The sequence below is a fragment of the Acrocarpospora catenulata genome (assembly GCF_018476525.1).
Lineage (GTDB): Bacteria > Actinomycetota > Actinomycetes > Streptosporangiales > Streptosporangiaceae > Acrocarpospora > Acrocarpospora catenulata.
This window is the reverse complement of the sequence record NZ_JAHCST010000002.1, coordinates 322,601-345,668: the sequence shown is the minus strand read 5'-3', so window position 1 is coordinate 345,668 and position 23,068 is coordinate 322,601. Positions and strand designations below refer to the sequence as shown.

The window sequence follows — 23,068 nt, the reverse complement described above, 5'->3', positions numbered from 1 at the left end:
CGCGCGGCTCATGCGCGAGTACTCTGGAGGGCTTCGCCCATGTCGGAAGACCTGAAGCTCGTTGACTACCTCAAGTCGATCGCCGCCGACCTGCACGACACCCGTCGGCGGCTCGAAGAGGTGGAGTCGGGTAAGCGCGAGCCGATCGCCATCGTGTCGATGGCGTGCCGCTTTCCGGCCGGGGTCAGTTCTCCTGAGGGTTTGTGGCGGCTACTGATCGAGGGTGAGGACGCGATCTCGCCGTCCCCGGCCGATCGGGGCTGGGATCTGGGAGGGGCGGCAGGGCTGGGTGGCGCGATCGACCAGGGTGGGTTCCTGGCGGACGCGGCGGAGTTCGACGCCGGGTTCTTCGGCATCTCGCCGCGTGAGGCGCTGGCGATGGATCCACAGCAGCGGGTGCTGCTGGAGACGTCCTGGGAGGCGATCGAGCGGGCCGGGATCGACCCGGTCTCGCTGAAGGGCAGCCACACCGGCGTGTTCGTGGGCACCAACGGCCAGGACTACATGAGTCTGGTCATGCACGCTCAGGCGGATCTCCAGGGCCACGGTGTCACCGGTCTGGCCGCCAGTGTGTTGTCCGGCCGTCTGTCGTACACGCTGGGGTTGGAGGGCCCGGCGGTGACGGTGGACACCGCCTGCTCGTCGTCCCTGGTCTCGATGCACATGGCGGCGCAGGCGCTGCGGTCGGGCGAGTGCAGCCTGGCGCTGGCCGGCGGTGTGACGGTGATGACATCGCCCATGGTCTTCGTAGGTTTCAGCGCGCAGGGCGGAATGGCGCCCGACGGCCGGTCCAAGGCGTTCTCCGACACCGCGGACGGCACCAGCTGGTCCGAGGGTGTGGGCATGCTGGTGCTGGAGCGGCTGTCGGACGCGCGGCGCAACGGTCACCCGGTATTGGCGGTGATGCGTAGTTCGGCGATCAACCAGGACGGCGCTTCCAACGGGTTGACCGCGCCGAACGGTCCTTCGCAGCAGCGGGTGATCCGGCAGGCGCTGGCCGGTGCCGGGCTCTCGCCGTCCGAGGTGGACGCGGTCGAAGGCCACGGTACGGGTACGACGCTGGGTGACCCGATCGAGGCGCAGGCGCTGCTGGCGACCTATGGCCAGGACCGGGAGGAGGGTCGGCCGCTGCTTCTTGGGTCGATCAAGTCGAACCTCGGCCACACGCAGGCGGCTGCGGGCGTGGCCGGTGTGATCAAGATGGTCCTGGCCCTCCAGCATGGTGTGCTGCCCAAGACGCTGCACGTGACGGAACCGTCCTCGCACGTGGACTGGTCGGCCGGTGCGGTGGAGCTGCTGACCGAGCCGGTGGAGTGGCAGCAGAACGGTCATCCGCGCCGGGCGGGTGTGTCCTCGTTCGGGATCAGCGGCACCAACGCGCACATCATCCTCGAACAAGCACCGGAAACACCGGAAGGGGAGGAGACTCCGCAGGACCGGGCGCCGGGTGTGGTGCCGTGGGTGCTGTCCGCGAAGACCCCTGAGTCGTTGCGTGGTCAGGCGCGTCGTCTGGCTGCGCATGTGGAGGCCGGCGACCTGGACCCGGTCGATACGGCGTTCTCGCTGGTGGTGTCGCGGTCGGTGTTCGAGCACCGTGCGGTGGTGGTCGGTGGCGATCGCGGCGAGCTGGTGGCGGGCTTGGGCGCGGTTGCCTCGGGTGAGCCTGCGGCCGGCGGCGTGGTCGAGGGTGTGGCCGATGTCGTCGGTAAGTCGGTGTGGGTGTTCCCAGGCCAGGGGGCGCAGTGGGCGGGCATGGGTGCCGCCCTGCTTGAGGAGTCGCCGGTCTTCGCGGATCGGATGGCGGAGTGCGCGGCGGCGTTGGAGCCGTTCGTGGACTGGTCGCTGCTGGACGTGATCCGCCAGGTGGAGGGTGCTCCGTCGCTGGATCGGGTGGATGTGGTCCAGCCGGTGTCGTTCGCGGTGATGGTGTCGCTGGCGGCGGTGTGGGAGTCGCTGGGTGTTCGCCCCGACGCGGTGGTGGGTCATTCGCAGGGCGAGATCGCGGCCGCGGTGGTGGCGGGTGGTCTGTCGTTGGATGACGGTGCCCGGGTGGTGGCGTTGCGCAGCCGTCTGATCGGGGAGCGGCTGGCCGGGCTTGGCGCGATGGCGTCGGTGGCGTTGCCGGTCGAGCAGGTGCGTGAGCGGCTGTCGTCCTGGGATGGGCGGGTGTCGGTCGCGGCGATCAACGGCCCTCGCTCAGTGGTGGTGGCCGGTGAAGTGCAGGCCGTTGAAGACTTGGTGGAGCGATGGTCGGGTGAGGGGGTGCGGGTTCGCCGTATCGCGGTGGACTATGCGTCGCATTCGGCTCAGGTCGATCTGATCGGTGGGGAGCTGGCCCAGGTCCTGACCGGGGTGGTGCCGCAGCCGGCGCGGGTGCCGATGCTGTCGACCGTGACCGGTCAGTGGCTGAAGGGGCTGGAACTCGACGCGGCGTACTGGTGTGACAACCTGCGCAACACGGTGGCCTTCGCCCCGGCGATCGGGGAACTGCTGGAGCAGCGCCACCGCGTGTTCGTGGAGGTGAGCCCGCACCCGGTGCTCACGATCGGCATCGGCGAGTGCGTGGACGAGGCCGCGGTGGACGCGGTGATCGCCGGGACGTTGCGCCGGGACGAGGGCGGGCTGGACCGGGTTCTGGTCTCGGCCGCAGAGTTGTTCGTACGCGGTGTGACGGTGGACTGGCGGGCACTGCTGCCGGGCGGTCGCCGGGTCGATCTGCCGACCTATGCCTTCCAGCACCAGCGGTACTGGCCGAACGCCGCCCAGCAGAGCGGTGACGCCCGTGTTCTGGGCCTGTCCGCGACCAGGCACCCGCTGCTGGGCGCCGCTGTGAGTCTGGCCGACTCGGACGGCGTGCTGCTGACCGGCCGCCTGTCGGTGAAGTCGCATCCTTGGCTGGCCGATCACCTGGTGGCGGGGATGGTGTTCTTCCCCGGCACCGGCTTCCTTGAGCTGGCGGTCCGGGCGGGTGACCAGGTCGGCTGCGATGTGGTCGAGGAGCTGACGCTGGTCGCGCCGCTGGTGCTGGGCGAGAACGACGCGGTCGCGGTCCAGATCGCGGTGGGTGCGCCGGAGGAGACCGGCAGGCGGAGCGTGAACATCTACGCCCGGCCCGCCGAGGCGGACGACGAGGTGAAGTGGGTACGGCACGCCACCGGCACGCTCGCCACGGGTGGCCGGGCCGCGGTGCCGTTCGATGCGGCGGTGTGGCCGCCGGCCGGCGCGACCGCGATCGAGCTGGACGGCTTCTACAAGCGGATGGCCGAGAGTTCGCTCGTCTACGGCCCGGTGTTCCAGGGGTTGCAGGCGGCCTGGTGGGGCGCGGGCGGCGAGGTGTTCGCCGAGGTCGCGCTGCCCGAGCAGGCGCAGTCGGACGCGGGTGCGTTCGGAGTGCATCCGGCTTTGCTGGATTCGGCGTTGCATGCGTCAACGTTCGCCGGGCTGGACGTCACGGCGGGTACGCGGTTGCCGTTCTCCTGGCAGGAGGTGAGCCTGTACGCCACCGGAGCGGCGCTGCTGCGCGTCCGGCTGGCCAAGGTGGGCGAAGACACGGTGTCGCTGAGCGCGGTGGACGCCGCCGGAGAGCCGGTGCTGTCCGTGAGCTCGCTGGTGCTCCGTGCGTTCTCCCCTGATCAGGTCGCCGCGGGTGGGGCACCGGCGACGCGGGACGGGCTGTTCCGGTTGGACTGGACTCCGCTGTCGGAGCTCCCCGCAGTCGATCCGGTGTCGATGGCGGTAGCCGGTTTTGCCGGGTTTGAGCCGGATGTGCTGGGTCTTGCGGGGACGTGGGAGTCAGTCGCTGTTCATCGTGATCTGTCGGCGCTGGCCGAAGTGGGTCCGGTGCCGGATGTGGTGCTGGTCGAGGTCGTCACCGAGCCGATGGCGGACGCGGTGGCGGCGGCGCACGGGGTGACCGCTGACGTGTTGAGCCTGCTCCAGGGCTGGCTGGCCGAGGAGCGGTTCAGCGATTCGCGGTTGCTCTTCGTGACGCGGAATGCGGTGTCGGCGGGTGAAGGTGAGGCGGTCGCCGATCTGGCGGCTGCGGCGGTGTGGGGTCTGGTGCGGTCGGCGCAGTCGGAGAACCCGGGCCGGTTCGTCCTGGTCGACGTGGATGGTCAGGAGTCCTCGCTCGCGGCTTTACGCGACGTACTGCTCGCGGTTCTGTCCTCGGACGAGTCGCAGGCGGTGGTGCGTGCGGGTGAGGTGCGGGTGCCGCGGTTGGCGTCGCTGGTGTCGGGCTCGGGGCTGGTGCCTCCGACGGGGGTGCCGTGGCGGCTGGGCAGCCAGACCAAGGGCAGCCTGGACGCCCTGGAGTTGCTCCCCTTCCCGAAGGTGGCGGAACCGCTGGGAGCCGGCCAGGTGCGCGTCGCGGTGCACGCCGCGGGAATCAACTTCCGTGACCTGCTGGACGGACTCAACGCGCTGGGCTGGTTCCAGGACGTGGTCAGTCTGATGGGCAGCGAGGCCGCCGGCGTGGTGCTGGAGGTCGGCTCCGAGGTGGAGGACCTGCGTCCGGGGGACCGGGTGATGGGTCTGGCCGAGGGCGCGTTCGGCCCGGTGGTCGTCGCCGAGTCCACGGCCTTGGTGAAGATCCCCGACGGGGTCTCCTTCGAGCAGGCGGCGACGATTCCGGTGGCGTTCCTGACGTCCTATTACGGGCTGATGGATCTGGCCGGGCTGCAGCCGGGCGAGTCGCTGCTGGTACACGCGGGTGCCGGAGGGACCGGCATGGCGGCGATCCAGCTGGCTCAGCGGCTGGGAGTGGAGGTGTTCGCCACAGCCAGCCCGGCCAAGTGGGACGTGCTGCGCTCGCTGGGCATCCCCGATGATCACATCGCCTCCTCGCGGAGTATGGAGTTCGAGGAGCGCTTCCGTTCGGTGTGCGGGGAGCGCGGGATCGATGTGGTCCTCAACTCGCTGACCGGCGACTTCATCGACGCTTCCGCGCGGTTGCTGCGTCCGGGTGGCCGGTTCGTGGAGCTGGGCAAGCTGGACATCCGCAGCCAGGACCAGTTCCCGGAGCTGGTTTATCAGTGGTTCGACGTGACAGATGCCGGGCAGGAGCGGTTGCACGAAATCCTGGTCGAGCTGGCGGGGTTGGTCGCGGCGGGTGAGTTGCGGCCGTTGCCGGTGACGGCGTGGGATGTGCGGCGGGGCCGTGAGGCGTTCCGGTTCATGAGCCAGGCCCGGCACACCGGCAAGATCGTCCTGACGATGCCCCGGCAGTGGAACCCCGAAGGCACCGTGCTGATCACCGGCGGCACCGGTGTTCTGGGTGCGGAGGTGGCCCGGCACCTGGTGGCCGAGCACGACGTACGGCACCTGCTACTGACCAGCCGAAGGGGCCTGGAAGCGGCCGGCGCACGTGAGCTTGCGCAGGAACTGGCCGCGCAGGGCGCGCACGTGACCATCGCCGCCTGCGACATGGCCGATCGGGATGCGGTGGCCGGTTTGCTGGCCGGGATCGGCACCGAGCATCCGCTGACCGCGGTGATTCACGCGGCCGGACTCCTCGAAGACGGAACCATCACTTCGCTGACGCCTGAGCGGCTGGAGTCGGTGCTGCGGCCGAAGGTGGACGCCGCCTGGCACCTGCACGAGCTCACCGCGGATCTTGATCTGGCCGGCTTCGTGGTGTTCTCCTCACTGGCCGGCGTGATGGGCAACGCCGGTCAGGGCAACTACGCGGCGGCCAATGTGTGGCTGGACGCGTTGATGGCCACCCGCCGGGCCCAGGGACTGCCGGGCCTGTCGCTGGCGTGGGGGTTGTGGGCGGAGGCCACCGGGATGACCGGGGGCATGACGCAGGCAGACGTGCAGCGGATGACCGCCACCGGGCTACTGCTGATCACCCCCGAGCAGGGGATGGCGTTGCTCGACACGTCACTGGGGTCGGATTCACCTCTGGTGCTCCCGGTCCCGATGAACCTGCCGGCGATGCCCGCCCAACTGGTCCCGCCGCTGCTGCGCGGCCTCGTGCGGAGCACCCGCCGTACGGCGGCGTCGGCGCCCGCTGCCGATGAAGGAGGGCTGCTACGGCAACTGGCCGGCCTGACACAGACCGAGCGGACCCGGTTCGTGGTCGACCTGGTCCGGGCTCAGGCCGCCGCCGTCCTCGGACACGCCGACCCATCGGCGGTGGACGTCCGGCGGGAGTTCCGCGAGCTGGGCTTCGACTCGCTGACCGCGATCGAGCTGCGCAACCGGCTCAACCTGGCCACCGGACTGCGCCTGCCGTCCACTCTCGTCTTCGACTACCCCACCCCCGCCGCGCTGGGAGAGCACCTCCTGAGCGAGGTGCTCGGCGCGCACGGCGACGTCATCGTGCCGGTGGCCGCGGTCTCTACCGGGGAGGACCCGATCGCCATCGTCTCGATGGCCTGCCGTTATCCCGGCGGGGTGAACTCCCCGGAGGACCTGTGGCAGCTGGTCCTGGAAGGACAGGACGCCATCACGACGATCCCGAGCGACCGCGGCTGGGAGAGCTTCACCGATCTGGGCCTGAAGGGCGGGTTCATCTTCGACGCGCCCCAGTTCGACGCGGAGTTCTTCCGGATCTCGCCACGCGAGGCGCTGGCGATGGACCCGCAGCAACGCCTGCTGCTGGAGACCGCCTGGGAGACCTTCGAGCGGGCCGGCATCGATCCGCACTCGTTGCGGGGCAGCGACACCGGGGTCTACATCGGTGCCGTCGCCTCAAGCTACATGCTCGGCGAGGAGTCTCTCGGCCACATCATGACCGGCCAGCTCGCCAGTGTCGCGTCCGGCCGGATCTCCTACACCTTCGGTCTTGAGGGCCCGGCGGTGACGGTGGACACCGCCTGCTCGTCGTCGCTGGTGACCATCCACCTGGCGGCGCAGGCCATGCGCAACGGGGAGTGCTCACGCGCACTCGCCGGAGGCGTGACGGTAATGGCCACCCTCGCGGCGTTCGCGGAGTTCGACGAGCAGGGCGGGCTGGCGTCGGATGCCCGGTGCAAGGCGTTCTCCGATTCGGCGGACGGTATCGGGTGGTCCGAGGGCGTCGGCCTGGTGATGCTGGAGCGGTTGTCGGACGCGCAGCGCAACGGGCATCAGGTGCTGGCGATCGTGCGCGGGTCGGCGATCAACCAGGACGGTGCGTCCAACGGCCTGACGGCGCCGAACGGCCCGTCCCAGCGCCGGGTGATCCGTCAGGCGCTGGCCAATGCCGGAGTGTCGCCGTCCGAGGTGGACGCGGTCGAGGCACACGGGACCGGCACGGTCCTGGGTGACCCGATCGAGGCGCAGGCGCTGCTGGCCACCTACGGCCAGGAGCGGTCGGACGACCGTCCGCTGCTGCTGGGCTCGATCAAGTCGAACATCGGCCACTCGCAGGCGGCGGCGGGTGTGGCCAGTGTGATCAAGATGGTCATGGCCATGCGGCATGGCGTGCTGCCGAAGACGCTGCACGTGGACGCGGTGTCCTCGCACGTGGACTGGGACTCCGGCGCGGTCGAGGTGCTGACCGAGCAGCGGGAGTGGCCGGAGACGGGTCGTCCACGGCGGGTGGGTGTGTCGTCGTTCGGGGTCAGCGGCACGAACGCACACATGATCTTGGAAGCGGGGCCGGAAGCACCGCAGGCCGAGCCGGGCGTGGCGGACCCGGCGCCGGTGGCGGGTGTGGTGCCGTGGGTGATCTCGGGCAAGACCGGCCAGGCGCTGCACGATCAGGCGGCTCGCCTGAGTGCGTACTTGACGACGCACAGCGATCTGCATCCGGTGGACACGGCGTTCTCGCTGGTGACGACGCGATCGGCGTTCGAGCACCGTGCGGTGGTGGTCGGGGCCGACCGTGCGGAGTTGCTGGCGGGCCTTGCCGCGGTCGAGGCCGGCGAGTCGGCGACGGGTGTGGTCCTGGGCGTGTCCGATGTGGACGGCCGGATGGTGTGGGTGTTCCCGGGTCAGGGAGCCCAGTGGGCGGGCATGGGTGCCGCCCTGCTTGAGGAGTCGCCGGTCTTCGCGGGTCGGATGGCGGAGTGTGCGGCGGCGCTGGAGCCGTTCGTGGACTGGTCGCTGCTGGATGTGATCCGGCAGGCCGAGGACGCTCCGTCGTTGGATCGGGTGGATGTGGTCCAACCGGTGTCGTTCGCGGTGATGGTCTCCCTGGCTGCGGTCTGGGAGTCCCTGGGGATCCGTCCTGACGCGGTGATCGGCCACTCTCAGGGCGAGATCGCCGCCGCGGTAGTCGCGGGCGGTCTGTCGTTGCAGGACGGCGCCCGGGTGGTGGCGTTGCGCAGCCGCTTGATCGCCGACCGGCTGGCCGGGCTCGGGGCGATGGCCTCGGTGGCGCTGCCGGCCGAGCAGGTGTGGGAACGGCTGTCGTCCTGGGATGGGCGGGTGTCGGTCGCGGCGGTCAACGGCCCGAATTCGGTGGTGGTGGCCGGTGAGGTGCAAGCCGTCGAGGAGCTGGTGGAGCGTCTGACCGAGGATGGGGTGCGGGTTCGCCGTATCACGGTGGACTATGCCTCGCATTCGGCTCAGGTCGATCTGATCGGTGAGGAACTGGCCCAGGTCCTGGCGGAAGTGGCTCCGCGCGCGGTGCGGGTGCCGATGCTGTCGACCGTGACCGGCCAGTGGGTGGAGGGGCCGGAACTCGACGCGGGGTACTGGTGTGACAACCTGCGCAACACGGTCAACTTCGCCCCAGCGATCGGGCAGCTGCTGGAGCAGCGGTACCGGGCGTTTGTCGAGGTGAGCACGCACCCGGTGCTGACGATCGGCATCGGCGAATGCGTGGACGAGGCCGCAGTGGATGCGGTGATTTCCGGGACGCTGCGTCGTGACGAGGGCGGGCTGGACCGTGTCCTGGTCTCGGCCGCCGAGCTGTTCGTCCGTGGCATCGCGGTGGACTGGCGGGCGGTACTGACCGGCGGACGCCAGGTGGACCTGCCCACCTACGCCTTCCAGCGCCACCGGTACTGGTCCGCTGGTGTCGGTATGAGCATGGGGAACGTATCCGCGGCGGGACTGGCGGCGGTGCGCCATCCGCTGCTGGGCGCCACCATGGGCCTGGCCGATTCCGGCGGGGTCGTGCTGGCCGGGCGGTTGTCGCTGTCGTCGCATCCGTGGCTGGCCGACCACAAGGTGGCCGGGATGGTGTTCTTCCCGGGCACCGGATTCCTTGAGCTGGCGATCCAGGCGGGCGATCAGGTCGGCTGCGACCTGGTGGAGGAACTGACGCTGGCGGCTCCACTGGTTCTCACCGAGGGCGACGCGGTCGCGGTGCAGATCGCGGTGGGCGCCCCGGAGGAGACCGGCCGCCGGAGCGTGAGCGTCTTCTCCCGTCCGGCGGAGGCCGGTGACGATGTGCCCTGGGTACGGCATGCCACCGGCACGCTCGCCACCCAAGCGCGGACCGCCGCACCGTTCGACGCGACGGTGTGGCCGCCGGTCGGCGCGACCGCGATCGCGCTGGACGGCTTCTACAACCTGCTGGCCGACAGCCCGCTCGGCTACGGCGAGGTGTTCCAGGGCCTGCGGGCGGCCTGGCAGGGCGCCGGCGGTGAGGTCTTCGCCGAGGTCGCTCTGCCGGAGCAGGCGCAGATGGACGCCGGTGCGTTCGGGGTGCATCCGGCGCTGCTGGACGCTGCCCTGCACGCGGTCACCTTCGCCGGGCTGGACACCACGGCGGGTACGCGGCTGCCGTTCTCCTGGCAGGAGGTGAGCCTGTACGCCACCGGAGCGGCGCTGCTGCGGGTGCACCTGGCCAAGGTGGGCGAGGACGCCGTGTCGGTGAGCGTGGTGGATGCCAATGGGCAGCCGGTGCTGTCGGCACGGTCCCTGGTGCTGCGGCCGGTCTCGGCCGACCAGCTCGCCGCCGCCGGCAGCGGCCCGGAGACCGGGCGGGACTCCATGTTCGGGCTGGACTGGATCTCGCTCTCGGAGGCGCCGGTCCCGGCGGCCGACACGAGTGTGGTCGAGCTGACCGGGGAGCTCGCCTCGCTGGATCCGGCGCCGGACGTGGTCATGGTCACCGTCGGGTCGGCCGACGCCGAGAACGTGGTGGAGTCGACACACGAGCTGGTCGCTCACGTCCTCGGCCTGCTCCAGCAGTGCTTGGCCGATGAGCGGTTCGAGGCTTCGCGGCTGGTGTTCGTCACTCGGGGCGCGGTCGAGGCGCGGGAGGGCGAGGTGGTCGCCGATCTGGCGGCTGCCGCGGTGTGGGGTCTGGTGCGGTCGGCGCAGTGGGAGAACCCGGGCCGGTTCGTGCTGGTCGACACCGATGCGGAACTGTCCTCGGCGTCGCTGGCCGTGGTGCTGGCCTCCGGTGAACCGCAGGCGGCGGTGCGTGAGAGTACGGTGCGGGTCCCGCGCCTGACCCGCATGGCACCGGCGCAGGAGGCGGCGGAACAGCCATGGAATCCGGACGGAACAGTCCTGATCACCGGTGGCACCGGTGGCCTGGGCGGTCATCTGGCCCGGCATCTGGTGGCCGAGCGCGGGGTGCGGCATCTGCTGCTGACCAGTCGCCGGGGCTTGGAGGCTCCGGGTGCGGTGGAGCTGCAGGCCGAGCTGATCGCGCACGGCGTCGAGGCCACGGTCGCGGCGTGCGACATGGCCGACCGGGATCAGGTGGCGGCTCTGCTGGCCGGCGTGGATGCCGCTCATCCGCTGACCGCGGTCATTCACACCGCCGGTGTGCTGGATGACGGCACGATTCCCTCGCTGACGCCGGAGCGGCTGGACGCGGTGCTGCGTCCCAAGGTGGACGCCGCCTGGCACCTGCACGAGCTCACCAAGGACCTGGACCTCGCGGCGTTCATCCTGTACTCCTCGCTGTCGGGTGTCCTGGGTTCGCCCGGTCAGGCCAACTACGCGGCCTCGAACACGTTCTTGGACGCACTCGCCCAGTCACGCAGGGCCGAGGGCCTGGCCGCCCTGTCGCTGGTGTGGGGTCCCTGGACTCAGGACACCGGCTTGACCGGCACGCTGAGCGATGTCGACATGCGGAGGATCACCCGTACGGGCATGCCGCCGCTCTCCGTCGAGCAAGGCATGGCGCTGTTCGATGTCGCCACCGCACTCGGGTCCCTTGGGCACGCGGTGCTGGTTCCCGTCCGGATGGATCTGCCCGCGATGCGCGCCTTCGGCGAGGTCCCCGCGTTGCTGCGAGGTCTCGTCCGGGCCGGTCGGCGGTCGGCGGCGTCCGGTTCGGTGGTCGCGGCGACGTTGCTGAATCGGCTGGCTCCCCTGGGGGCGGCCGAGCGCGCCGAGGTCATGGTGGACCTGGTGCGCACCGAGGCGGCCATGGTGCTCGGGCACGTCTCGCCCGAGACGGTGGAGGTGCGGCGGGAGTTCCGTGAGCTGGGCTTCGACAGCCTGACGGCGGTGGAGCTGCGTAACCGGCTGAACGCCGCGACCGGGTTGCGGTTGCCGTCCACGCTGGTGTTCGACTACCCGACCCCGGTGGCGCTGGCGGAGTTCCTCCTGAACGAGTTGTTCGGCGAGGGCGCCGATGTGGTGGTGCCCACGGCGATAGTGTCGGTAACCAACGACCCCATCGTGATCGTGGGCATGTCGTGCCGCTTCCCTGGCGAGGTCAACTCTCCAGAGGATCTGTGGCGGTTGGTGGCCGAAGGCGGGGACGGCATCGGCGAGTTCCCGACCACGCGCGGCTGGGACCTCGGGGCGTTGTACAGCCCGGATCGGGATAACCCGGGCACCAGCTATGTGCTCGAGGGCGGCTTCCTGGAGAGCGCCACCCAGTTCGATCCTGGCTTCTTCGGGATCTCGCCCCATGAGGCGCTGGCGATGGACCCGCAGCAGCGGCTGCTGCTGGAGGCGTCCTGGGAGGCGGTCGAGCGGGCCGGGATCGACCCGGTCTCGCTGCGCGGCAGCCACACGGGCGTGTTCGCCGGCGTGATGTATCACGACTACGGGATGGCCACGGAACTCCCGCCGGAGGCGATGGGCTTCATCAGCACCGGTACCGCGGGAAGCGTCGTCACCGGCCGTATTTCGTACACGCTGGGGTTGGATGGTCCGGCGGTGACGGTGGACACCGCGTGTTCTTCGTCGCTGGTGGCGATGCACCTTGCGGCGCAGGCACTGCGGTCGGGTGAGTGCGATCTGGCGCTGGCCGGCGGTGTGACCGTGATGGCCTCGCCGGGCGTGTTCGTCGGCTTCAGCGCGCAGGGCGGGCTGGCCCCCAACGGCCGGTGTAAGTCCTTCGCTGACGCGGCGGACGGCACCAGCTATTCCGAGGGCGTGGGCATGCTGCTGCTGGAGCGGCTGTCGGACGCCCGCCGTAACGGCCACCAGGTGCTCGCCATCGTGCGTGGCTCGGCGGTCAACCAGGACGGCGCGTCCAACGGTCTGACCGCGCCGAACGGTCCGTCGCAGCAGCGGGTGATCCGCCAGGCACTGGCCGTCGCTGGGCTCTCCCCTGCGGAGGTGGACGCGGTCGAGGCGCACGGGACCGGTACGACGCTGGGTGACCCGATCGAGGCGCAGGCGCTGCTGGCGACCTACGGGCAGAATCGGGACGAGGACCGGCCGCTGCTTCTTGGGTCGATCAAGTCGAACATCGGTCACACCCAGGCCGCCGCGGGCGTGGCAGGCGTGATCAAGATGGTCATGGCTCTCCGGCATGGCGTGCTACCCAAGACGCTGCACGTCGATACGCCGTCCTCACACGTGGACTGGACCTCGGGCGCGGTGGAACTGCTGACCGAGCCGGTGGAGTGGCAGAAGAACGGTCACCCGCGCCGGGCCGGTGTCTCCTCGTTCGGGATCAGCGGCACCAACGCGCACGTGATCTTGGAGCAGGGGCCGGAGACTCCTGAGGCGGAGCCGGAGGAGCAGGCGCCGGGTGTCGTGCCGTGGGTGCTGTCGGCGAAGACAGGTCAGGCGTTGCGGGCACAGGCCGGGCGTCTCGCGTCCCACCTGAACGGTGAGCCCGCTCTGGGGCTGGCCGACATCGCGTTCTCGCTGGCGACGACACGGTCGGCGTTCGAGCACCGCGCGGTGGTGGTCGGCCGTGACCGTCAGGAACTGCTGGCGGGCCTGTCGGCGGTCGAGTCCGGTGAGTCGGCGACGGATGTGGTCCGAGGTGCGGCCGACGTCGTCGGGAAGTCGGTGTGGGTGTTCCCGGGTCAGGGAGCCCAGTGGGCGGGCATGGGTGCCGCCCTGCTTGAGGAGTCGCCGATCTTCGCCGGTCGGATGGCCGAGTGCGCGGCTGCGCTTGAGCCGTTCGTGGACTGGTCGCTGCTGGACGTGATCCGCCAGGCCGAGGACGCTCCCTCGCTGGATCGGGTGGATGTGGTCCAGCCGGTGTCCTTCGCGGTGATGGTGTCGTTGGCTGCGCTCTGGGAGTCACTGGGGGTTCGGCCCCACGCCGTGGTCGGTCACTCTCAGGGTGAGATCGCGGCTGCGGTGGTCGCGGGTGGTCTGTCGTTGCAGGACGGGGCGCGGGTGGTGGCGTTGCGCAGCCGTCTGATCGCCGACCGGCTGGCCGGGCTCGGGGCGATGGCGTCGGTGCCGTTGCCGGTCGAGCAGGTACGTGAGCGGCTGGCCGGCTGGGACGGACGGGTGTCGGTCGCGGCGATCAACGGCCCTCGCTCAGTGGTGGTGGCCGGTGAACTGCGAGCCGTCGAGGAGCTGGTGGAGCGTCTGACCGCTGAGGAGGTGCGGGTCCGGCGGATCGCGGTGGACTACGCCTCGCACTCGGCCCAGGTCGATCTGATCGGTGCGGAACTGGCCCAGGTCCTGGCGGAGGTGGCTCCACAGTCGGTGCGGGTGCCGATGCTGTCGACCGTGACCGGCCAGTGGGTGGAAGGTCCGGAACTCGACGCGGCGTACTGGTGTGACAACCTGCGCAACACGGTCAACTTCGCCCCGGCCGTCGGGGAACTGCTGGAGCAGCGGTACCGGGCGTTTGTCGAGGTGAGCCCGCACCCGGTGCTGACGATCGGCATCGGCGAATGCGTGGACGAGGCCGCGGTGGACGCCGTGATCACTGGGACCTTGCGGCGTGACGAGGGCGGGCTGGACCGGGTGCTGATCTCGGCCGCCGAACTGTTCGTCCGCGGTATCGAGGTGGACTGGAAGAGCGTGCTGCCGGGTGGACGCCGGGTCGATCTGCCGACCTACGCCTTCCAGCACCAGCGGTACTGGCCCAACGCCCAGCAGAGCGGTGATGTCCGTGTTCTGGGTCTGGACGCGACGAGGCATCCGCTGCTGGGCGCGGTGATGCCCCGGGCCGATTCCGATGGGGTGGTGCTGACGGGGCGGTTGTCGCTCTCGTCGCATTCGTGGCTGGCCGACTACGTGGTGGCCGGGACGGTGATGGTGCCGGGCAGCGTGTTCGTGGAGCTTGCCGTCCTGGCGGGTGACCAGGTCGGCTGCGATGTGGTCGAGGAGCTTCTGACCACGCCCCTGTTGTTGGGCGAGGGTGACGCGGTCGCGGTGCAGGTGTGGGTCGAGGCTGCGGAGCAGTCAGGCCGTCGCCCGGTGAACATCTATGCGCGTTCGGCGGACGCGGCCGATGACCTGCCGTGGGTGCTGCACGCCACTGGCATGCTCGCGACCGATGCTGTGGATGCTGGTTCGTTCGATGCGGCGGTGTGGCCGCCTGCTGGGGCGTCCGCGATCGAGCTGGACGGGTTCTACGAGGAAATGGCGGAGGAGGGGCTGGCGTACGGTCCGGCGTTCCGGGGTCTGCGGGCGGCCTGGCGGGGGTCTGATGGTGAGATCTTCGCCGAGCTGAGCTTGCCGGAGCAGGTCAGCGGAGCGGAGACGTTCGGGTTGCACCCGGCGTTGCTGGACGCGGCGTTGCACACGGTGCCGTTCGCCGGGCTGGACGATGCCGAGCGAGGCCGGTTGCCGTTCTCGTGGGGTGAGGTGCGCCTGTACGCGAGTGGGGCAACGATGCTCCGCGTGCGGCTGGCCAGGGCCGATGGCGATTCGGTGTCGCTGATGGCCGTGGACAGGTCGGGCGCGCCGGTGGTGTCGGCGCGGCCGGTGGTGCTGCGGCCGATGTCCGATGAGCGGCTCGCCGGCTCCGACGGCCGTGGGGCCGGGCGGGACGAACTGTTCCGGGTGGACTGGTCCGTGGTCGGCGGTCTGCCGGAAGCCGACCCGGCGCCGGTGACGGTGCTTGACCTGGACTCGCCGGATCTCTCGCCCCTGGTGGGGTCGGGTGTGGTGCTGACGGAGGTCGCCTCCGACGGTGAGACGGTGGAGGCGGCGCACGCGCTGACCGCGCGCGTTCTCACTTTGCTGCAGGGGTGGCTGGCTGACGACCGGTTCGCTGATTCGCCTCTGGTGGTGGTCACTCGGGGTGCGGTGGCGACGGGCGACGGCGAGACGGTCACTGATCTGCCGGCCGCGGCGGTGTGGGGCCTGGTGCGGTCGGCGCACTCGGAGAACCCGGGCCGGTTCGTGCTGGTCGATGTCGATGGTGAGCTGTCTGACTCGGTGCTGGCCGGGGTACTGGCCTGCGGCGAGCCGCAGGTGGCGGTACGCGGGGACGAGGTACGGGTTCCGCGTCTGGCGCGTCTGACGCCTGCGGAGACGGTGGAGCGGCCGTGGGATCCGGATGGCACGGTGTTGATCACCGGCGGGACCGGTGGTCTGGGTGCGCTGTTCGCTCGCCATGTGGTGGCCGAGCGTGGCGTACGGCGTCTGCTGCTGACCAGTCGCCGGGGCCTGGAGGCTCCGGGTGCGCTGGAGTTGCAGGCGGAGCTGATCGCGCATGGCGCCGAGGTCGAGATCGTCGCCTGTGACGTGGCCGATCGTGATCAGGTCGCGGCGTTGCTGGCCGGGATCGACGCGGGTCATCCCCTGACGGCGGTCGTGCACACCGCTGGTGTGCTGGCCGACGGGACGATTCCGTCGTTGACGGCGGAGGGTCTGGACACGGTCCTGCGGCCGAAGGTGGACGCCGCCTGGCACCTGCACGAGCTGACCGAGGGCCGGGATCTGGCCGCGTTCGTGCTGTTCTCCTCTTTCGCCGGGGTGCTGGGCAACGCCGGTCAGGGCAACTACGCGGCGGCGAACGCGTTCCTGGACGCGCTGGCCGAGTCGCGCCGGGCACGGGGCCTGGCGGGACTGTCGCTGGCCTGGGGCCTGTGGGAGCAGGAGACCGGGCTGACCGGCGGTCTTGGCGCGATCGAGCTGCGCCGGATGGCGCGGGCGGGCATGCCGGCGTTGTCGGCCGAGCAGGGCCTGGCGGCCTTCGAGACGGCCGCCACGACGGTTCACGCGGCGGTGGTGGCGACGCGGCTGCAACTCGCGGTTCTGCGTACGTTCCCCGAGGTGCCGCATCTGCTGCGGGGCCTCGTCCGTACGGGTCGCCGGTCGGCGGTCTCCGTACCGGTGGACGGCGACGGGGAGCTGCTGCGGCGGCTGGCCGGGTTGGCGAAGGCCGAGCAGGTCCGGGTGCTGACGGAGCTGGTTCGCGCGCAGGCGGCGGTGGTGCTGGGGTACACCTCGGCAGAGGCGGTCCAGGCGCGGCGGGAGTTCCGTGAGCTGGGCTTCGACTCCCTCACCGCGGTCGAGCTGCGTAACCGGCTGAACATCGCGACCGGGCTGCGGTTGCCGACGACGCTGGTGTTCGACTACCCGACGCCGATCGTGCTGGCGGAGTTCCTCCTGAACGAGTTGTTCGGCGAGGGCGCCGATGTGGTGGTGCCCACGGCGATGGCGCCGGTGACGAACGATCCGATCGTGATCGTGGGGATGAGCTGCCGGTTCCCCGGTGGGGTGGATTCGCCGGAGGGTCTGTGGCGGTTGCTGTCCGAGGGTGCGGACGCGATCTCGCCGGCCCCGGCCGATCGTGGCTGGGACCTGAGCATGCTCTCCGGGACGGACCTGGACATCCAGGGCGGATTCCTGGCGGACGCGGCCGGGTTCGACGCCGGGTTCTTCGGGATCTCGCCGCGTGAGGCGCTGGCGATGGACCCGCAGCAGCGGTTGCTGCTGGAGGGGGTGTGGGAGGCCGTCGAGCGGGCCGGGATCGACCCCGTCTCACTGAAGGGCAGCTCCACCGGGGTCTTCGTCGGCACCAACGGCCAGGACTATGCGAGTTTGGTGATGAACGCCGCACCCGATGTGCAGGGTCATGCCATGACCGGAATGTCGGCCAGCGTGCTGTCCGGCCGTCTCTCGTACACCCTGGGTCTGGAGGGTCCGGCGGTGACGGTGGACACCGCCTGTTCGTCGTCGCTGGTGGCGATGCACATGGCGGCGCAGGCGCTGCGCTCGGGCGAGTGCGGCCTGGCGCTGGCCGGCGGTGTCACGGTGATGACCACCCCGTTCGGGTTCATGGGGTTCAGCGCACAAGGCGTCCTGTCGCCTGACGGGCGGTGCAAGGCGTTCTCCGACGCCGCCGACGGCACGACCTGGTCCGAGGGCGTGGGTGTGGTGGTGCTGGAGCGGTTGTCGGACGCTCGCCGCAACGGGCACGAGGTGCTGGCGGTGGTGCGTGGGTCGGCGATCAACCAGGACGGCGCGTCCAACGGCCTGACCGCGCCGAACGGTCCTTCGCAGCAGCGGGTGATCCGGCAGGCGCTGGCGGTTTCCGGGTTGTCGCCGTCCGAGGTGGACGCGGTGGAGGCGCACGGCACGGGTACGAAGCTGGGTGACCCGATCGAGGCGCAGGCGCTGCTGGCGACCTACGGCAAGGATCGGCCGCAGGATCGGCCGCTGCTGGTGGGCGCGATCAAGTCCAACTTCGGTCACACCCAGGCCGCCGCGGGCGTCGCCGGTGTGATCAAGATGGTGCTGGCGATGCGCCACGGCATGCTGCCCAAGACGCTGCACGTGGACGAGCCGTCCTCGCACGTGGACTGGACCTCGGGCGCGGTGGAACTGCTGACCGAGCCGGCTGAGTGGCCCCGGAACGGTCACCCCCGCAGGGCCGGTGTCTCCTCCTTCGGGATCAGCGGCACCAACGCCCACGTGATCTTGGAGGAAGGACCGCAGGCCGAGCCGGGTGCGGTGGATCGGGAACCGGTCACCGAGGTGGTGCCGGTGCTGGTGTCGGCCCGTACGGCAGAGGTGCTGCGGGCGCAGGCCGACCGGCTGGCCGCGCATGTGGCGGCCCACGACGAGCCGGCCTTGGCCGATGTGGCGTTCTCGCTCGCGACGACGCGGTCGGCGTTCGAGCATCGTGCGGTGGTGCTGGCCAGTGATCGCGATGGTCTGCTGGCCGGGCTGGGCGCGCTGACCGAGGACCGGCCGGGCGCGGGTGTGCTGCGCGGCGTGGCCGCGACGGAGCCGAAGCTCGCGGTGTTGTTCACCGGTCAGGGCAGCCAGCGGGCGGGCATGGGCCGGGAGCTGTACGACCGCTTCCCGGTGTTCGCCGAGGCTCTGGACGAGGTGATCGCCGAGCTGGACCCACTGCTCGACGGATCGTTGCGCGATGTGATGTTCACCGAGTCGGAGTCGCTGGACCAGACGGGGTGGGCGCAGCCGGCGCTGTTCGCGGTGGAGACCGCGCTGTTCCGGTTGGTGTCCTCGTGGGGTGTGCGGCCGGAGGTGCTGGCCGGTCATTCGATCGGGGAGATCACGGCTGCGCATGTGGCCGGGGTGCTCTCACTGAGCGACGCGTGTGCGCTGGTGGCAGCCCGGGCGCGGCTGATGCAGGCCCTTCCCGCGGGTGGGGCGATGGTCGCGGTCCAGGCGTCGGAAGACCAGGTCGCCGACCTGCTGGCCGGTCGTTCGGATGAGGTGTCGATCGCGGCGGTGAACGGTCCTGCCTCGCTGGTGCTCTCCGGGGCCGAGCAGCCGGTCCTTGAGGTCGCCGCCAGGCTGGAGGAGCGCGGGGTCAAGACGCGGCGGTTGCGGGTGTCGCACGCGTTCCACTCGCCGTTGATGGATCCGATGCTGGCGGACTTCCGCACGGTGGCCGGCAGGCTCACCTACAACCCGCCGCGTATCCCGATCGTGTCGACATTTACCGGGGAGGCGGCCACGGCCGAGCAGGTGTGCTCGCCGGGCTACTGGGTGGACCAGGTCCGTGGCGCGGTCCGCTTCGCCGACGGCGTCCGCACGCTGCACGCTCAGGGCGTACGGGCCTATCTGGAGCTGGGCCCTGACGGGGTGCTGGCCGCCATGGCCGCCGGCACCCTCGCGGTGGACGTACCCGACGCCGATGTGGCGCTGGTGCCGACGCTGCGTAAGGACAGGGATGAGCACACGGCGGTGATGACGGCGCTGGCCGAGTTGCACGTGCACGGGGTGGCGGTGGACTGGCGGGCGCTGCTGCCGCGCGGGCGCCGGGTGGACCTGCCGACGTACGCCTTCCAGCATCAGTGGTTCTGGCCCAAGGGGCTGGCGTCTCAGGTGGGTAACGTGGCGGCGGCAGGGCTGGCGGTGGCCGGTCATCCGCTGCTGGGTGCGGCGGTGGGCCTGGCCGACTCCGACGGGGTGCTGCTGACCGGCCGTCTGTCGGTGCGGTCGCATCCGTGGCTGGCCGATCACGCGGTGGCCGGGATGATGATCTTCCCGGGCACCGGGTTCCTGGAGCTGGCGATCCGGGCGGGTGACCAGGTCGGCTGTGACCTGGTGGAGGAGCTGACCCTGACCGCGCCGCTGGTGCTGAACGCGGACGACGCGGTCGCGGTGCAGGTGTCGGTGAGCGCGCCCGACGAGTCGGGCCGCCGGAACGTGAACGTCTACGCTCGCTCGGCGGAAGCCGCCGACGACGTCCCGTGGGTACGGCACGCCACCGGCATGCTCGCGACCGGTTCCGCGGAAGCCGGGTCGTTCGACGCCGCGATCTGGCCGCCACGGGGCGCGACCGCGATAGAGCTGGACGGGTTGTACGAGGACCTGGTCGCGGACGGGTTCGACTACGGCCCGGTGTTCCGGGGGCTGCGGGCGGCCTGGCGCGGATCTGACGGTGAGGTCTTCGCCGAGGTCGCGTTGCCCGAGCAGGCGCAGTCGGAGGCGGGGACGTTCGGGTTGCATCCGGCGCTGCTGGACGCGGCGTTGCACGTGGTGGCCTTCGCCGGGCTCGACGATTCCGGGGGTGGCCTGGTGCCGTTCTCCTGGACCGGGGTGTCCCTGGAGGCCGTGGGAGCGTCGGTGTTGCGGGTCCGGCTGGTCCGCACCGCCGCCGACTCGGTGGAGCTGGTGGCGGTGGACGCGGCGGGCGCGCCGGTGGTGTCGGCGCGGTCGCTGGCGCTGCGTTCGTTCTCGGCGGATCAGCTCGCAACCGCGGCCGGTGGCCAGGCGACGATGGGAGACGGGCTGTTCCGGCTGGAATGGGCCGCGCTTTCGGATCTTCCGGAGGCCGATCCGGTGCCGGTGGCGGTGGTCGGCCCCGACCCGCTGGGTCTTGCCACGGAGCAGGCCGAGGTTCATCCGGATCTGTCGGCGCTGGCCGAAGCGGATCCGGTGCCGGGTGTGGTGCTGGCCGGGATCGTGACCGATCCGGCCGGGGACGCGGTGGCCTGCGCGCATCAGGTGACCGCTTCGGCGCTGGAACTCTTGCAGGGGTGGCTTGCCGACGAGCGGTTGGCGGGCTCGCGGCTGGTGTTCGTGACGCGCGGCGCGGTCTCGGCCGGTGAGGGCGAGGCGGTCGCCGATCTGGCGGCTGCCGCGGTGTGGGGTCTTGTCCGTAGTGCGCAGTCGGAGAATCCGGGGCGGTTCGTCCTGGTGGATGTCGATGGTGAGCTGCCGGGCTCGGTGCTGGCCGGGGTGCTGGCCTGCGATGAGCCGCAGGTGGCGCTGCGTGCCGGTGGGGTGCGGGTGCCGCGGTTGGCGTCGCTGGTGTCGGGGGCGGGTCTGGTGCCTCCGGCAGGGGTGCCGTGGCGGCTGGGCAGTCAGGCCAAGGGCAGCCTGGACGCGCTGGAACTGCTTCCCTTCCCGAGGGCGGCGGAACCGCTGGGAGCCGGACAGGTGCGCGTCGCGGTACACGCGACGGGCGTCAACTTCCGGGACCTGCTGGACGGGCTCAACGCGCTGGGCTGGTACCAGGACATGGCCAGTCTGATGGGCAGCGAGGCCGCCGGCGTGGTCATGGAAGTCGGCCCTGGAGTGGAGGACCTGGTCCCGGGAGACCGCGTGATGGGTCTGGCCGAGGGCGCGTTCGGCCCGGTGGTCGTCGCCGCGGCCACGGCCCTGGCGAAGGTGCCCGACGGGGTCTCCTTCGAGCAGGCGGCGACGATTCCGGTGGCGTTCCTGACGTCCTATTACGGGCTGATGGATCTGGCCGGGTTGCGGCCGGGTGAGTCACTGCTGGTGCACGCCGGGGCGGGCGGTGTGGGCATGGCGGCGATCCAGCTGGCTCAACGCCTGGGGGTGGAGGTGTTCGTCACGGCCAGCCCGGCCAAGTGGGACGTCCTCCGCTCGCTGGGCATCCCGGACGATCACATCGCCTCCTCCCGCACCCTGGAGTTCGAGGAGAAGTTCGGCGGGCGGGGGATCGATGTGGTCCTCAACTCGCTGACCGGCGAGTTCATCGACGCCACTGTGCGTCTGCTGCGTCCGGGTGGCCGTTTCATCGAGATGGGCAAGCTCGACATCCGTGACCAGGAGCAGTTCCCCGGGCTGACGTACCACTGGTTCGACATGATGGACGCCGGACCGGAGCGGTTGCGGGAGATCCTGACCGAGCTGGCAGGGCTGTTCGCGACCGGTGAGCTGCGACCGCTACCCGTCACGGCGTGGGATGTGCGCCGGGGCCGTGAGGCGTTCCGGTTCATGAGCCAGGCCCGCCACACCGGCAAGATCGTCCTGACCATGCCGCGCCGCTGGAACCCGGAAGGCACCGTGCTGATAACCGGTGGCACCGGTGGTCTGGGCGCGGAGGTGGCCCGGCATCTGGTGGCCGAGCACGGCGTACGGCACCTGCTGCTGGTCAGCCGGAGAGGCCTGGAAGCGGCCGGCGCACGCGAGCTGGCGCAGGAACTGGGCGCGCACGTGACCATCGCCGCCTGCGATGTGGCCGACCGGGACCAGGTGGCGGCGCTGCTGGCGGGAATCGGCGCCGAGCATCCGCTGACCGCGGTGATCCACACCGCGGGTGTGCTCGCGGACGGGACCATCGCGTCGCTGACGCCGGAGGGCCTGGAGTCGGTGCTGCGGCCGAAGGTGGACGCCGCCTGGCACCTGCACGAGCTGACCCAGGACCTGGACCTGGCCGACTTCATGGTCTTCTCCTCACTGGCCGGTGTGACGGGCAACGCCGGTCAGGGCAACTACGCGGCGGCCAACGTCTGGCTGGACGCGTTGATGGCCACCCGCCGCGCTCAAGGACTGCCGGGTCTCTCCCTGGCCTGGGGATTGTGGGCGCAGACCAGCGGCATGATCGGGAGCTTGTCGCAGGCCGAGGTCCAGCGGATGACCGCCGCCGGACTGCCGCCCATCACCACCGAGCAGGGGCTGGCCCTGTTCGACACGGCCATCGGCTCGGATTCGCCGCTGGTGCTCCCGGTCCCGATGAACCTGCCGCCGATGCCCGCCCAGCTGGTCCCGCCGCTGTTCCGCGGGCTGGTACGCGGCACCCGCCGCACGGCGGCGTCGGGGTCGGCGGCTGGCGACGCGGGCGAGGCGCTGTCCCGGCAGCTGGCCGGTATGGCGAAGGCCGAGCAGATCTGGCTGGTGGTGGAGCTGGTGCGGTCGCAGGCGGCGGCGGTGCTCGGGCACGCGTCGGCGGACGCGATCGAGGAGGGACGGGAGTTCCGCGAGCTGGGCTTCGACTCGCTCACCACGGTCGAGCTGCGTAACCGGCTGAACGCGGCGACGGGGCTGCGGCTGCCGGTGACGCTCATCTTCGACTACCCCACCCCCGCCAGCCTCGCCGAGCACATCGTGACGGAGATGGCGCCCGAGGCGGACACCGCGGAAGAGCCGACGGTGCTGGGTGATCTCGACAGGGTCGAGGCCGTTCTCTCCGGCAACGCCCTCGATGAGCTCACTCGCAACGGCATCGCGACCCGGCTGCGTCAACTGCTGGCGATGGTGAGCGAGAGCGACACGGAGACTAGTGAAATCGCGGTCGCCGACATGCTCGAATCTGCGAGCACCGAGGAAATCCTGAGTTTCATCGACAACGAGCTGGGCCGCTCGAAAGATCTGTGACCCCGCGTCTGAATTG

The 23,068-nt window shown here is 70.8% G+C and carries 1 protein-coding gene; it reads left to right on the top strand.

Annotated elements, in window-relative coordinates; all coding sequences use genetic code 11:
- The first annotated feature begins 39 nt into the window (after positions 1–39).
- On the top strand, positions 40–23,052 hold the full coding sequence (locus KIP79_RS46420) for a type I polyketide synthase (protein ID WP_250212578.1): 23,013 nt from the start codon (positions 40–42) through the stop codon (positions 23,050–23,052).
- Positions 23,053–23,068 lie beyond the last annotated feature (16 nt).